General features: G+C 44.3%; 14 protein-coding genes. 4 read left to right on the top strand and 10 right to left on the bottom strand.

The window, feature by feature from the left end; translation table 11 throughout:
- Positions 1–214 precede the first annotated feature (214 nt).
- The 3 genes from B0I27_RS15035 to B0I27_RS15025 are packed head-to-tail and all read left to right on the top strand — an operon-like array spanning position 215 to position 2,255.
- Positions 215–706: a PspC domain-containing protein gene (locus B0I27_RS15035; RefSeq protein ID WP_106294830.1), complete on the top strand. Its 492-nt coding sequence runs from the start codon at positions 215–217 to the stop codon at positions 704–706.
- 6 nt (positions 707–712) lie between these two features.
- Complete coding sequence (locus B0I27_RS15030; protein ID WP_106294828.1) at positions 713–1,645, top strand: LiaI-LiaF-like domain-containing protein; 933 nt, start codon at positions 713–715, stop codon at positions 1,643–1,645.
- Between the two features lies 1 nt (position 1,646).
- On the top strand, positions 1,647–2,255 hold the full coding sequence (locus B0I27_RS15025; protein ID WP_106294826.1) for an RDD family protein: 609 nt from the start codon (positions 1,647–1,649) through the stop codon (positions 2,253–2,255).
- On the opposite strand, the gene B0I27_RS15020 is transcribed toward B0I27_RS15025, so the two are convergent.
- The 4 genes from B0I27_RS15020 to B0I27_RS15005 all read right to left on the bottom strand — a co-directional run bounded on the left by B0I27_RS15020 (position 2,247) and on the right by B0I27_RS15005 (position 5,179).
- Entirely contained in the window at positions 2,247–2,678 is a 432-nt protein-coding gene (locus tag B0I27_RS15020; RefSeq protein ID WP_106294824.1) for a Fur family transcriptional regulator, read from the bottom strand. The genes B0I27_RS15025 and B0I27_RS15020 overlap by 9 nt on opposite strands.
- A 90-nt stretch (positions 2,679–2,768) precedes the next feature.
- Positions 2,769–4,055 (bottom strand): ABC transporter permease, encoded by a 1,287-nt coding sequence (locus B0I27_RS15015; RefSeq protein WP_106294822.1) that lies wholly within the window; start codon positions 4,053–4,055, stop codon positions 2,769–2,771.
- Positions 4,055–4,681: an ABC transporter ATP-binding protein gene (locus B0I27_RS15010; RefSeq protein ID WP_106294820.1), complete on the bottom strand. Its 627-nt coding sequence runs from the start codon at positions 4,679–4,681 to the stop codon at positions 4,055–4,057. The genes B0I27_RS15015 and B0I27_RS15010 overlap by 1 nt, the downstream gene beginning before the upstream one ends.
- 93 nt (positions 4,682–4,774) lie before the next feature.
- Positions 4,775–5,179, bottom strand: coding sequence for a MerC domain-containing protein (locus tag B0I27_RS15005; RefSeq protein WP_106294818.1), 405 nt, complete (start codon positions 5,177–5,179; stop codon positions 4,775–4,777).
- Positions 5,180–5,327: 148 nt separating this feature from the next.
- Here B0I27_RS15005 and ispG point away from each other — a divergent pair, with 148 nt between their 5' ends.
- Complete coding sequence (ispG, locus tag B0I27_RS15000; RefSeq protein ID WP_106294816.1) at positions 5,328–7,328, top strand: (E)-4-hydroxy-3-methylbut-2-enyl-diphosphate synthase; 2,001 nt, start codon at positions 5,328–5,330, stop codon at positions 7,326–7,328.
- A 100-nt stretch (positions 7,329–7,428) separates the two neighbouring features.
- Here the strand turns inward: ispG and B0I27_RS14995 are convergent, their stop codons facing one another.
- The 6 genes from B0I27_RS14995 to B0I27_RS14970 form a co-directional block, all read right to left on the bottom strand.
- Complete coding sequence (locus tag B0I27_RS14995; protein ID WP_106294814.1) at positions 7,429–8,385, bottom strand: transketolase family protein; 957 nt, start codon at positions 8,383–8,385, stop codon at positions 7,429–7,431.
- A 21-nt stretch (positions 8,386–8,406) separates the two neighbouring features.
- Positions 8,407–9,252, bottom strand: coding sequence for a transketolase (locus B0I27_RS14990; RefSeq protein WP_106294812.1), 846 nt, complete (start codon positions 9,250–9,252; stop codon positions 8,407–8,409).
- Between the two features lie 78 nt (positions 9,253–9,330).
- Positions 9,331–9,798 carry a thioredoxin-dependent thiol peroxidase gene (gene bcp / locus B0I27_RS14985; protein WP_106294810.1) on the bottom strand — a complete coding sequence of 156 codons (468 nt, stop codon included), beginning with the start codon at positions 9,796–9,798 and terminating at the stop codon, positions 9,331–9,333.
- A 5-nt stretch (positions 9,799–9,803) separates the two neighbouring features.
- Positions 9,804–11,474, bottom strand: a complete 1,671-nt coding sequence (locus B0I27_RS14980; protein ID WP_245925527.1) for a M23 family metallopeptidase — start codon at positions 11,472–11,474, stop codon at positions 9,804–9,806.
- A gap of 37 nt (positions 11,475–11,511) precedes the next feature.
- Positions 11,512–12,123: a fumarylacetoacetate hydrolase family protein gene (locus tag B0I27_RS14975; protein ID WP_106294808.1), complete on the bottom strand. Its 612-nt coding sequence runs from the start codon at positions 12,121–12,123 to the stop codon at positions 11,512–11,514.
- Positions 12,124–12,278: 155 nt separating this feature from the next.
- Complete coding sequence (locus B0I27_RS14970; RefSeq protein ID WP_181276796.1) at positions 12,279–12,716, bottom strand: T9SS type A sorting domain-containing protein; 438 nt, start codon at positions 12,714–12,716, stop codon at positions 12,279–12,281.
- Between the last annotated feature and the right edge of the window lie 250 nt (positions 12,717–12,966).

Below are 12,966 nucleotides of genomic sequence, written 5' to 3'. Positions count from 1 at the left end.
TTTTCAAATGTGGTAGCTAATGTAATCAATTTGCAAGGTTGCGCGTGATGCATTTTCAGCTTATGCTACAACACTCACTTCCAATTGATGTTTTAAATAATTATCTGACGGTCTACCAGGCCTCAGGCTTTCCAATAATCTGCATGTTTGTAACAAGTTCACTGGTTCCTGCTCTAATAAATATTGTTAATGTCAACCTTAAAGGATTACGATTATGGATAAGAAGTTGCAGCGTGATGAAAGCAATAAAGTATTAGCCGGGGTGGCCGCTGGTTTGGCAGAGTACTTCGATCTGGATGTTATCTGGGTGAGGCTAATCTTTCTTCTGATGGTCATTATGGGATTTTCGGGGGTATTAGTATACCTGATATTATGGATTGTAGTTCCAGCGAAGCCGTACGTCCCATTCAATACAGACTACAGAGTGGACGAGCAAGCACCCCTGGAGTTCACAGCGCCCATGCCCATAAATAAGCGCAAATCTAATTCCATGCCTATCCTGGGGGGCTTCTTCATAGCGCTTGGCTTATATTTTTTATTTGAGGAATTTGGCTATGTGCCCGACTGGTTTGATATTAGCAAATTATGGCCGATAATACTAATTGTTCTGGGGCTGGTATTTCTCTTCAATCCCCGTCGGCGCAATAAGGTTAAAAACAAGGAATATGAATCAAGTGATCAGTCTGGTGATCAGCCTTTAGCTTAATTAAATATGAAAACGGAACGAATTATTTGGGGTATCGTATTACTCTTTCTGGGGGGAATTCTTCTCTTGCAAAACTTCAATGTCATCGACTTCGAGTGGTCGGTTATATGGAGGTTCTGGCCGGTTATCCTGATACTCATCGGTGCAAATATGCTCTTCTCCAACTCGAATTCAACTGCTGGAGGGGTGGTCACTGTGCTGATCACCGTCGTCGTTCTTGGATTTATCGGTTACAAGGGTGTTTCTCACGACGAAACGGGAAGGGATAGCTGGATCACTGACGAGAGTCCTTCCAGGGATCAGCCTAATAAGTCGAAAACCACTATTTTCAGCGAACCCTATATCGCAGGTACTCGCAATGCAATTCTTAATATTGAAGGTGGTGCAACGAGCTTTATCCTGCGCGACACTGCTTCGGAGCTATTCAATGCTCATGTAAAAAAGCATATTGGTAATTACTCCATGTTTAAGTTTTCGACAGATAGTACTGAAACGGTAGATTTTAAGATGACAGGGGAGGCGAAGTGGGATATGAAAAAATCTTCTTCCAACCAGGTCATTATCACGCTGAATCCAGAACCTGTTTGGGATATCAATCTGGAGACCGGAGCTGGCAAAACAGATTTCGACCTGACGAAGTACAAAATACGTAAAATGAAGCTGGAGGGAGGCGTGGCAAAGTTTGATATCAAATTGGGAACTCTGAGTAAAACAACAGTGATAGATGTAGAGTCAGGTGTTTCGAAGATCAATATCGCCATCCCAAAGTCTGCGGGATGTGAGATCAGGACAGAATCCGGCCTGTCTTCAATGGACTTCAAGGGATTTACCAAGCTCTCTGACAATTCTTTTCAGACACCGAATTTTAGTTCTGCCCAGCAAAAGATCACTATAAATATGGAAGGCGGATTGTCGAAATTTAAGGTCGAAAGATATTAGCATGGAAGATGCTTACATAGTGGTGATTGAGGGTAAGCCTCAGGGCCCTTTTAGCCTTACGGAAATGAAGAGCATGAATCTCATGGAAGGCACCTTTGTTAAAAGAGAGGGGATGAGCGACTATAAGGAGGCACATGAGATTCCGGAGCTATGTGAGCTATTGGGTTTTAGGCTTACCAGAGCGGAAGCGCAGTATTTCGCGTCGCCAGATATACGTATGCTAGCGGCCCTTATCGATTACGGAATAATTCTTACGTTCTACCTTGTCATCGTCCTTATTGTGGTCTCGTTTATAGATGCGCAGTATCTTAAAGTGGCTGTAACCCTTAGTTTCCTGCCAGTAATTCCTGTAGTGAAGTTCGTGATGAACGTTTTCATGGAAGCTTCGAGCCGAAAAGGTACTTTTGGAAAAGCACTCCTGGGGATCAAAGTGATTCGCGTAGACGCTGAAAAGATGACACTTACTCAAAGCTTTGCACGTAACTTATACAAACTGGTGTCTACCCTGAGCCTCGGAGTAGGATATTTAGCGGGGTTTTTTGATAAAAGGCAACAGTGCTGGCATGACCGGTTGGCGAGAACACTTGTCGTAAAAGACCGTTTACTCTGATGCTGCTTTGCAGCCGGGGCATATTCCGGTTGCTATAAGGTTGATCGTACTAGCCTCAAAACCACCGGGCAAGATGACGTTTGGAATGTGCACATCATTCAGGCAATAAACATTCTTGCAAACGGTACAGTTAAAATGCAGATGCTCATCACGGTGCTGATGTTCGGTACACGACGAATGACACACTGCATAATTGGCCGTTCCATTCGAGTCAATGATCTTATGAATAATTCCTTTTTCCTCGAAAGTTTTAAGAATTCGATAGAGGGTAACGCGGTCAACTTCCTTCCCTAAGATGTTCTCCAGGTTAGGTTGTGAAGTAGCCACATTCCTGTTCGACAATACTTCAAGCACGCGGAATCGTGGTGCTGTCTTCTTTAAGCTATGTTTCTCCAGTAATTCGTCGAATTTTCCCTGCATCATTTGACTCTTCTAGTCGTAAAATTACCAAATATATTCCAAGTATCACCTCATAACCTCGACAGGCTATTCTAACCGGCCCTTTTTCAATCTTCAACCTTTAGATAATATGGAAGCGATATCCGATCGGTATGCCTGAATAGCCGGAAGGATAGAAGCAATTATCCCGATAGCCAGTCCCGCAGTCAGAATATATAGCTCCTTTAAATTAAAAACAAGTCCGCTGAGCTTTGCCTGACTTGAATCCTGGAAGCTGCCGATCATTTGGAGTATACCATGCCCGAGCGCGATGCCAATCAGCGCACCAACTAAACTTAAAAGTACGCCCTCCAAAATTACTATAATAAATATCCTGGATCTGGAGGCACCCATAACGCGCATGACGGCAATGTCGTATTTTCTTTCCTTAAGCGAATTAAACAGACTTACAAATACGCTTATGGCTGCAATCACCATGATGAGAATAGCAAACCACTGAAGCGTATCCACTCCCACTCCGATAAGAGAAAAAAGGCGGGCTGTTTCAAGTGCCGGAGAAGCAGCCTGCATATTGGTAGACTGGTTTACCAAACGTGGAAACATCACCACTGCCATAGGAGAGTGGTATTGTATGAGTAGCGAAGTTATCTCCCGATCTTCATCATCCCCTTCTTCGGCGTGCTCATGCGTCGCACCATGAGTTTCGTCCGAATGCTGATGTTCCTGATGATGCGTGTCTCCCGGTTCTGCTTCAGCGTGTCCCCGTCCCGCGTCATGTGTCTTACCCGGAGCATGCATGTTCCAGATGCTCGGTATGTCAGTCAATATAAGATTATCAGATACATTGTTTTGTTGCTTCAGAATTCCCGCTACTACATAAGCATGATCCATATGTGTATCGCCTCCTGAAGTAAGTCCGTGAGCACCATGAAAGGTGTCTCCCGGTTTTAAATTCAAGACTTTCGCAACTTCTGAGCCAACAGTTACATCAAAATTGCCGTCCCAGAACTTGCCTTTTTCGAGTTGCAGACTATAAAGATTGATGAAGCTGGTGTCTGTCCCCACAATCCGAAAACCCTGATAGCTGTCTCCCAGTGCCAGGGGTACCGCCCGCTTAACCATCCGATGACGGGAAAGCGCATTGGCATCCTTGAGAGGTATATTTCCTGTAGGGAAATCGATATAGAATATGCTGCTGAGAATTAACTGTAACGGACTCCCTTTGGCGCCCACTACCAGATCAATATCCTTCGAATTACTTTCCAACTTGTCGCTGATCTGAGTAGATGCAAGTACCAGAATAGTCAGGATTCCCGTCCCAAATGCGATCAGTAGCACATTGAGCAAAGAGGTAAGTGGATTTGCTGCCAGACTCTTGAGGCTAATCTTTAAAGGACTCATTATAATATGTACTTTTTGTCGAAACTATTTTTCACTCGCTGGTCGTGTGTGGAAACAACCAGAGTAGAACCGTTGATGCGCGATTGTTCAGCCAACAGCGTGATGACCACCTCAGCATTCCGGTCGTCCAGGCTGGATGTAGGCTCATCGGCTATCAGCAAGGTTGGCTTGTTGATCACTGCCCGGGCAATCGAAACACGCTGCAGCTGACCATAGCTCAGCTCAGCAGGATAAGCGTGCATCTTAGACGCTATTCCCAAAGATTCGAGTACTTCTTCAACCCTCAGCTTGTCTTCTTTCAGTAGCGCGAAACTCTGCGCTATCAATAAGTTCTCCATGATGGTGAGGCTTTTAATGATATGAGGCTTTTGAAAGATGATACCGATATGCTGACCGCGAAAATGATCTCTGTCTTTTCCCTTCAGCTGATAAATGTCCGTGTTTTTGATAGTTACTCTTCCACTTGCTGGTTTTAGCAGGCCTGATAAGATGTTGATCAGCGTGGTCTTGCCGCTTCCCGAGTCACCCAGCAATAACCACTGCTCCGACTCCGCAATATGCCAGTCTTCAAATGATAGGGTATGATCTTTAGAATAATAATGAGAAAGAGATTCAGCTATAATCATTATATACTTGTTATTTGCGCCCAAAAACAGGCAAATGCGTTGAGTGGTTCAATATAGCAACAAATGTACAGCTTGGCTCGCTGGTTGAATAATTTAGAGCTCAGGGTTTATTTCGGAAGTTTTTAAAGATGTTAAATTCTGCTTCCAGTTTGTATAATGTGCTAAAGCAATCGTTAGCCCACCTGCCGGAAGAAGAAGATGCTCTGTCGACCCATGTCCGAACCAATGTCCTGCCGCGATAAAAACAAAGCCGCATATGAAGATCCGCAACGCTTTTGTTCTTCTATGCTTCGTCCAGGAGACGCCCAGAGCCCAGCTTCCGATTACCAGAGATAAAACGATCATAGAAATCTCCATCCATTCCTCAGCTAAAAAGCCCAGACTCCAGAGAGGCAATAATGAAACAATAAAAGGAACGACAGCGCAATGGATCGCACAAATTGTCGAGGCTGTAATACCGATTTTGTCTAACTTGTTGGTAAGCGTTTCTGATTCCATGACACAAATGTAGAAACAAAATAGATAATGCAATTAAGTTGCATGTGTTTATTGAATATAGCCCATTCTTTTCTGAAGCTATCTCACACTATGTCAATCACACCGGATACAAGAAGATAAATCATTACTTTTGTGTGATTTGACTACTATGAATTCTACAGACAGCAAGATTTTACTTAACGGCCTTTATTGCAATTCGCAAACCTCATATTCCAGGTTCGTTACACGGGAAGTATCTATCGGAGATATACCGATGGGGGCTGATAATCCTATCAGGATTCAAAGTATGACGACCACCGATACGATGGATACACTCGGTACCGTTGAACAGACAATTCGGATGGTGGATGCAGGTTGTGAGTACGTGCGTATCACAGCTCCAAGTATCAAGGAGGCGAACAACCTTGCAGAGATTAAAAAGGAGCTCCGCAGAAGGGGGTATAACGTTCCATTGGTGGCAGATATCCATTTCACGCCTAACGCAGCGGAGGCCGCTGCCCGGATCGTTGAAAAGGTAAGGATCAATCCTGGAAATTACGCCGACAAAAAGCGTTTTGACCAGCTCGAATATACGGCTTCACAATATCAGGAAGAATTAGACCGGATTTACAAGAAGTTCTCGCCACTCGTAAAAGTTTGCAAAGAATACGGTACCGCTATGCGGATCGGGACAAATCACGGTTCGCTGTCTGACCGTATCATGAGTTACTATGGTGACACACCGAGGGGTATGGTAGAATCTGCTATGGAGTTCATGCGCATGTGTGAGAGCCTTAACTATTACAACCTCGTCATTTCCATGAAGGCCAGCAACCCGCAGGTAATGGTCCAGGCCTACCGTCTGTTGGTCGAAACAATGGCCAAAGAGGGGATGAACTACCCGTTGCACCTCGGAGTAACGGAAGCAGGAGACGGAGAAGACGGACGAATCAAATCATCCGTTGGTATAGGCACTTTATTGGAGGATGGTCTTGGAGATACGATCAGGGTTTCACTCACTGAAGATCCGGAGCTGGAAGCTCCTGTAGCTATTGCCCTTGCAAACAGATATAAAAAACGTACAGCTCAAAGTTCCTCATCATTACCTGTGTCTGTTGCACCCATCCCTTTCAGTCCTTACGAATACAACAAGCGTAACTCAGATGAACTGAATACATTCATCGGCGGACACCAGGTTCCCCGCGTTGTTGTTGATCTTTCCAGGGAGAGTTTGATGGATCCGATGGTTCTGCAAGCTGCGGGCTATCTGTATTCCCCTCTGCTCGACAAGTATAATATGGCTGAGCAATCTGTTGACTTTGTTTATCTGGCTGACAGACTTCCCTCATTCACCATGCCCGGGAACCTGAAACAACTCTATAATTTTGGCACCTGGCTAAGGCTTGAGCAGAAAAAGAACTGTCACCCCCTCTATACGCTCGAAGAATACCAGGCCGCAGCAGAAAAGGATACGGCGTTGAACTTGGTTTACATCAGTTACAGAAACTTAGCTGACAGTCCCGAAGTTCTCAAACTGATTTCCGCAGATCCGACGCTTGTGTTCGTTCTGACCACAGACCAGGAACACGGTATGGCAGACCAAAGGCAGTTTTTCTTCGGAATGGAGAATCTCGGTATCAGGACCCCGGTAATTATCAAGCGTTCCTACCCGACTTCTTTCAGCGCGAATGAAACGATAGATGCATTAGAGTCTGACTTTCAACTGTATGCCTCTACAGATGCAGGAGCGCTGTTAATCGACGGCTTTGGCGACGGTATATGGCTCGAATCGGATCAGGTATCAGCCAAAGTGATCGTCAGTACCGCCTTCGGAATTCTTCAGGCAACACGTTCAAGGATCTCAAAAACGGAATATATCTCTTGCCCAAGTTGCGGCCGTACTCTATTTGATCTTCAGGAAACCACCCAGATGATTCGAAGCAGGACGAGCCACCTGAAAGGAGTCAAGATTGGTATCATGGGCTGCATAGTCAATGGGCCGGGGGAGATGGCTGATGCAGATTACGGATATGTAGGCATGGGACCTGGCAAAATCACATTATACAGAGGTAAAGAGGTAGTTAAGAAGAGCGTTAACAAAGAAAACGCATTGGACGAACTGATTGAAATCATCAAAGAAGATGGCATCTGGATAGATCAGCCAGAATAATCCGGAAAGCCCGGTCAATCAATCCAGCATATATAACAAGAAAAGCTGCCAGGTTATTCTGGCAGCTTTTCTTTGTTTATACTATAATTTCTCCGAAGAACTATTTCTTCCTTGCAATAACTTTCTGAACAGCTGCTACAATCGCATCTGCATCCAGTCCGTATTTTGCCATCAGTTCAGCAGGCTTGCCACTCTCACCGAAAGAATCGTTAACGGCCACATATTCCTGTGGAGTAGGGTTGTTCTGAGCCAAAAGTTGTGCAATGCTGTCACCCAATCCGCCCAAACGGTTATGTTCTTCCGCTGTTACCACACAACCTGTTTTCTCAACAGACTTCAGTACAGCCTCCGCGTCAAGCGGCTTAATCGTATGGATGTTGATGATCTCGGCGTCAATTCCAAGTTCAGCAAGTTTTTCACCTGCAAGGATCGCTTCCCAAACCAAATGGCCGGTAGCAAAAATACTAACATCCTTACCTTCATTTACCATCCATGCCTTGCCAATCTCGAACTTCTGATCAGGATCAGTAAAAACGGGAATAACCGGACGGCCAAATCTCAGGTAAACCGGGCCTTCAAATTCCGCAATCGCTTCAGTAGCAGCCTTAGTCTGGTTATAGTCACAAGGATTGATAACAGTCATACCCGGAAGCATCTTCATCATACCGATATCCTCCAGAATCTGGTGAGTAGCACCATCCTCACCCAGGGTTAAACCTGCATGAGACGCGCATATTTTAACATTCTTATCCGAGTACGCAATAGACTGACGGATCTGATCGTAAACGCGGCCAGTCGAAAAATTTGCAAAAGTACCGGTAAAAGGAACTTTCCCACCAATGGTAAGGCCTGCAGCCATACCCATCATGTTGGCTTCTGAAATACCAACCTGAACAAATCTTTCAGGGAATTCCTTGATGAAAGCTTCCATTTTCAAAGAGCCCACAAGGTCAGCACATAAGGCAACAACATTAGGGTTTTTCTTACCAGCTGCTAATAGTCCGGCACCAAAACCAGAACGTGTATCTTTTTTTTCTGTAAAAGTATATTTCTTCATTTCAGTTTCTCTAATATATGACTAGTAGTCGTTGGTAGAATCTCCAAGTTGCGCAAGTGCCTGAGCAAGCTGCTCATCATTAGGGGCAACGCCATGCCATTTATGAGATCCCATCATGAAATCAACACCATGACCCATATTGGTCTGCATCAAGATCATGATCGGTTTACCTTTGAACGCTCTGCTCTTCGCCAGTTCCAGTGTAGAGATTAACTCAGCAAGGTCGTTACCGTTAGTTTCCAGAACATCCCAGCCGAATGCTTCCCACTTAGCGCGCAGGTTGCCAAGAGATAAGACTTTCTCAGTCGGACCATCAATTTGCTGCCCGTTAACATCGATAGCAGAAATCAGGTTATCAACCTTGTTATGAGGAGCAAATAATGCAGCTTCCCAGATCTGACCTTCCTGAAGCTCGCCGTCGCCATGCAAGGTGTAAACCAGGCTGTCATCATTGTTAAGCTTTTTAGCAAGAGCCGCGCCAATTGCGACAGAGAGACCCTGTCCCAGAGAACCTGAAGCTACGCGAATTCCCGGAAGATGTTCGTGTGTTGCAGGGTGGCCCTGAACGCGGGAGTTTATTTTACGGAAGGTAGCCAACTCCTTAGGATCGAAGTAGCCTGAACGGGCAAGAACACTATACCATACTGGTGAAATATGTCCGTTTGATAAGAAGAAAAGATCTTCTCCCTTGCCATCCATATTGAAGTCCGGGTTATGCTTCAATACATGGAAATAAAGAGCAACGAAATAATCCGTGCAACCCAATGAACCGCCAGGGTGGCCTGACTGGCACTGATGTACCATTCTAACAATATCCCGACGGACCTGAGTAGCTATGCCGGTTAGTTTTTCAATATCTGCTTTCATATCTATTTTGAAAGCGCCTAAAATATGAATAACCAGTCAGATATCATATATCAGATCGTCAAAAAAGAGGATTAAATGTTAACCCTCTTTTAGTAGATCCAGAACCTGTTGCGACGATTCCGCAGTGTTTACTTTGCTGATAATCTTGCTGATAGTCTGATCCGGAGATATAACAAATGTCTTCCTTGCAGTTCCCATAGACTTTTTTCCATACATATTCTTCTCAACCCATACGCCGTAGGCTTCAACAATCTGTTTGTCTTCATCTGCCAGCAGCGTAAACGGTAGTTCATACTTTGTCGAAAACTTTTTATGCGACTTCTCGTCATCCGTGCTGACACCTAATACCACATAGCCTTCCTCTTGCAGACGGTGGTAATTATCCCTGAAATTACAGGCCTCTGCTGTACAACCCGGCGTGTCGTCTTTCGGATAAAAATATAAGATCACGGTTTTCCCCTCAAAATCACTTAAGGACACTGAATTACCATGCTGATCTTTCGCTACAAACTGGGGAGCTGCGTCACCCTCTTTCAATTCTGCCATAGTCTTTATTTATAGAATGTTGCGTTAAATGTTTTTGAATTACCTTTCATATCAATAACCACATATTGAAAATGGTGTTTCCCTTTTGCTAAAGCCTTATCAAGCGTATGCCAGGTAAGCGCCCTTTTGGGGTCGTATTCCATCAATACCCATTGACCGTCAATCGTTGCATTAAAGCTACGGATTCCTGACAAGTTATCCGAGATCTTAAAACTTAACTTCGACAAACCTGCAACAGACCTACCGTCCTTCAAATTAAGGGAGGTGATCACCGGAGCTACAGTATCCACTGTTACACGGAAATTTCCAAAAACCCGGGGCCTCGCTTTAACAAACCCATTCTCATATGTCCCTCCCTGGTAAACGCCTCTCGCATCAACGATAACGGCGTATTTCTGAAGATGAGCTGGCAAAGTAGAATCCGCCCTGATCGAAAGTTCATAGTTGCTATGCAGCGGAATAAGGGGTGTATGCACTCTGTGTACCGCTGAATAGCCCGATTTATCTCCTTCTGAATATCTGAAATACAGATCGTTATATAATACCCCTTTTGGTATTTTGATGCTGATATTGGGAGTAGAGTAGGTGTTCTCTTTATTATAATTAAACAGCTGCACATATTTTGGTTCTTCCCCCTTGATGACAGATTTGGCATTGTACTGGATGCGGAAATCAAGTGTACTGGTGTTCCCCGAAACATCTTTCACGATATACTTCATGTCATGTATCTGGTTATCCGACACATTGATCAGGCCATTGTTCACCAATGTTTTGTAGATTTTGAGTGGATTACCTGGTTCTACAAAACTCTTTGTAACCACAGTGCCTGATTTCATCCGGAAGGGATAGTCCATATGTGAGTTCACCGCTCTGGAGTTAGCAAATGAGAACCTCTCCATTTCAGAATGATATATTGTTTTTCCATCCATTTGAAGCTCAATCGAATAGACTCCATTTTTGTTCCCTGCCGCCTGGATATCGTAAGTGTTGATACCAAAACCTACGTCGCCGCTAAAATTAATTACCGGCATCTTATTCAAGGTATATCGGCTACCGCTTTTGACCAGCGCGAAATATTGCCTCACCGTATTTTCATCGAATGGTTTACCGTTCAACCGGTACATATACAGTCCGGCGATGGTCGGCCTGATGTTATCGCTAACATGTATGCCGAAGAGCTCCGGATTGACCGTTTCCTCTGTTTTACTGTCGCGCACTTCAAAGTGTAGATGCGGTCCTGCCGAGCCGCCCGTGTTACCCGACCAGGCGATGATGTCGCCCTTCTTCACCGGTATCTCAATCGGAAGCATCGGAATGTCTACTCCGTAAGATTTCGTACGGTACTGATGTGCCAGCAGCGTCCGTTCAATTTGGGTATTGAAACGCTGCAAATGCGCATATACGGTCGTATATCCGTTTGGATGAGTCAGATAAACGGCATTTCCGAAGCCCCCTATCTGAACCCGCAATCGGGATACATATCCATCTGACACCGCATAAACAGGGTATCCTTCCCGCTGATTCGTGCGAAAGTCAGAGCCCGAATGAAAATGGCCCGGTCTTATCTCTCCAAATGAGCCGGAAAGAGAAGGAGGGAGGTCGAGTGGCATCCTGAAGTCTGTCTTCGGATACAGAGCCAGGGGACTTTGTGCCAGACCCCGGGCTGCTAGTGCCATTAAAATAAAGCTAAATACTATTTTTCCTCTGCGTGTGTTACTTAATTTCAAAATCTAGAAGCTTTTCGTTTTCCAAATACCCGGTCAGGCGATCCCCCACATTTATCTTGCCTACTCCCTTCGGAGTTCCGGTAAAGATGAGGTCGCCCTTCTTTAGCGATATATACTGTGATATAAACGCTATGAGCCTTTCAAACGAAAATAGGAGGTCTTTTGTGTTGCCCTTCTGCACAGTTTTTTCGTTAAGGTTTAAATGGAAGTTCAAGTCATAAAGATCAGCATAGGCAGTTTTAGAAAAAAAACGGCTGATCGGCGCCGAATGGTCAAATGATTTGGCGAGCTCCCAGGGAAGTCCCTTTTCCTTGTGGGCAGATTGGATATCCCGGGCTGTGAAGTCCACGCCAAGTCCAATCTCGTCATAGTAATTTGACGCGAATTTCTCACTAATGTATTTGCCTTCCTTACAAATCTTCAATACGATCTCCAGTTCGTAATGGATCTCATTTGAAAATTCAGGATGATAAAAAGGCTTGTTGTCTTTCAATACTGCCGTTTCCGGCTTCATGAAGATCACAGGAACACCGGGAACCGGATTGTTAAGTTCTTTCGCGTGCTCCGCGTAATTTCTACCTACAGCTATAATTTTCATCAATCAATTGTTTTTATGTTTCCCACGGCCTGCTCATGATGGTTTCAGGGGACATGGTGGATGAAACTACCTGTCGCAGAAAGTGGGACAGCTCATCGTATCAATGGGCCGAAATTAAGAAAATTATAGAAGAGAGTCGCCCTGCGGCATCAAACCTAGAGAATGGAGATTCTCTTAATAATGGTCTCGTTGCCCGCAATCAGGCGGATAAAATAATAACCGCTGTTCAGCCTCGACGCAATATTGAAATTGTTGTTCTGATCACCAGAGGGCAGCCTCTGTGATAACAACGTAGCGATCTCATTTCCCAGTACGTCCATTATTTTAATGGTTACATTAGTCTCCTTTGTAAGTGAGTAAGAAATTGTAATCTGATCCTCAGCCGGATTAGGATATACCTTAACGTTATTCAAAACTTTAAAGTCGGCTGATGGTTTGGAGGATGACGCTGATGCTCGGGCCAATGGTTTAAATGGGGTAATATTTACCTTCACATCGCCCTTAGATGGTCGGTTAGGGCGCGTGTCCGTTATCTTCGAAGATGCTTTCTGCTGGGCGCGTTTCACCGAGTCAGAGAGTTCCACTATGTTCATATATAGTTTATGCGAGCCGAAGGCGTTGGCCCCCAGTAACATAAAATAAAAAAGTATAGAGACTTGGTAGATTTTTTTCATATGATATATCCTTAAACAAAACTAATAATTTAAATATAATGCAAGGAGTACAAAATACTTTTTAACACTATTTAACAAAAGCCTGATTTTCAGTTTAGAATTATAAAATAAACCAATATAAATCAACATTGTTTAAATCAATATCATTTGTACTTTTGCATCCATTTTT

The sequence above is a fragment of the Arcticibacter pallidicorallinus genome, from assembly GCF_003002875.1.
GTDB classification, from domain to species: domain Bacteria; phylum Bacteroidota; class Bacteroidia; order Sphingobacteriales; family Sphingobacteriaceae; genus Arcticibacter; species Arcticibacter pallidicorallinus.
The sequence above is the reverse complement of the archived record's forward strand: the minus strand, read 5'-3'. Positions and strand labels throughout refer to the sequence as shown.

Excerpts from the sequence above, each read along its gene's own strand:
- B0I27_RS14980 (WP_245925527.1), bottom strand. The coding sequence starts at position 11,474 with ATGGCACTAGCAGCCCGGGGTCTGGCACAAAGTCCCCTGGCTCTGTAT.
- B0I27_RS15035 (WP_106294830.1), top strand. The coding sequence starts at position 215 with ATGGATAAGAAGTTGCAGCGTGATGAAAGCAATAAAGTATTAGCCGGG.
- bcp (WP_106294810.1), bottom strand. The coding sequence starts at position 9,798 with ATGGCAGAATTGAAAGAGGGTGACGCAGCTCCCCAGTTTGTAGCGAAA.
- B0I27_RS14970 (WP_181276796.1), bottom strand. The coding sequence starts at position 12,716 with ATGAACATAGTGGAACTCTCTGACTCGGTGAAACGCGCCCAGCAGAAA.
- B0I27_RS15025 (WP_106294826.1), top strand. The coding sequence starts at position 1,647 with ATGGAAGATGCTTACATAGTGGTGATTGAGGGTAAGCCTCAGGGCCCT.
- B0I27_RS14975 (WP_106294808.1), bottom strand. The coding sequence starts at position 12,123 with ATGAAAATTATAGCTGTAGGTAGAAATTACGCGGAGCACGCGAAAGAA.
- B0I27_RS15030 (WP_106294828.1), top strand. The coding sequence starts at position 713 with ATGAAAACGGAACGAATTATTTGGGGTATCGTATTACTCTTTCTGGGG.
- B0I27_RS15005 (WP_106294818.1), bottom strand. The coding sequence starts at position 5,179 with ATGGAATCAGAAACGCTTACCAACAAGTTAGACAAAATCGGTATTACA.
- B0I27_RS14990 (WP_106294812.1), bottom strand. The coding sequence starts at position 9,252 with ATGAAAGCAGATATTGAAAAACTAACCGGCATAGCTACTCAGGTCCGT.
- B0I27_RS15010 (WP_106294820.1), bottom strand. The coding sequence starts at position 4,681 with ATGATTATAGCTGAATCTCTTTCTCATTATTATTCTAAAGATCATACC.
- B0I27_RS15015 (WP_106294822.1), bottom strand. The coding sequence starts at position 4,055 with ATGAGTCCTTTAAAGATTAGCCTCAAGAGTCTGGCAGCAAATCCACTT.
- B0I27_RS15020 (WP_106294824.1), bottom strand. The coding sequence starts at position 2,678 with ATGATGCAGGGAAAATTCGACGAATTACTGGAGAAACATAGCTTAAAG.
- ispG (WP_106294816.1), top strand. The coding sequence starts at position 5,328 with ATGAATTCTACAGACAGCAAGATTTTACTTAACGGCCTTTATTGCAAT.
- B0I27_RS14995 (WP_106294814.1), bottom strand. The coding sequence starts at position 8,385 with ATGAAGAAATATACTTTTACAGAAAAAAAAGATACACGTTCTGGTTTT.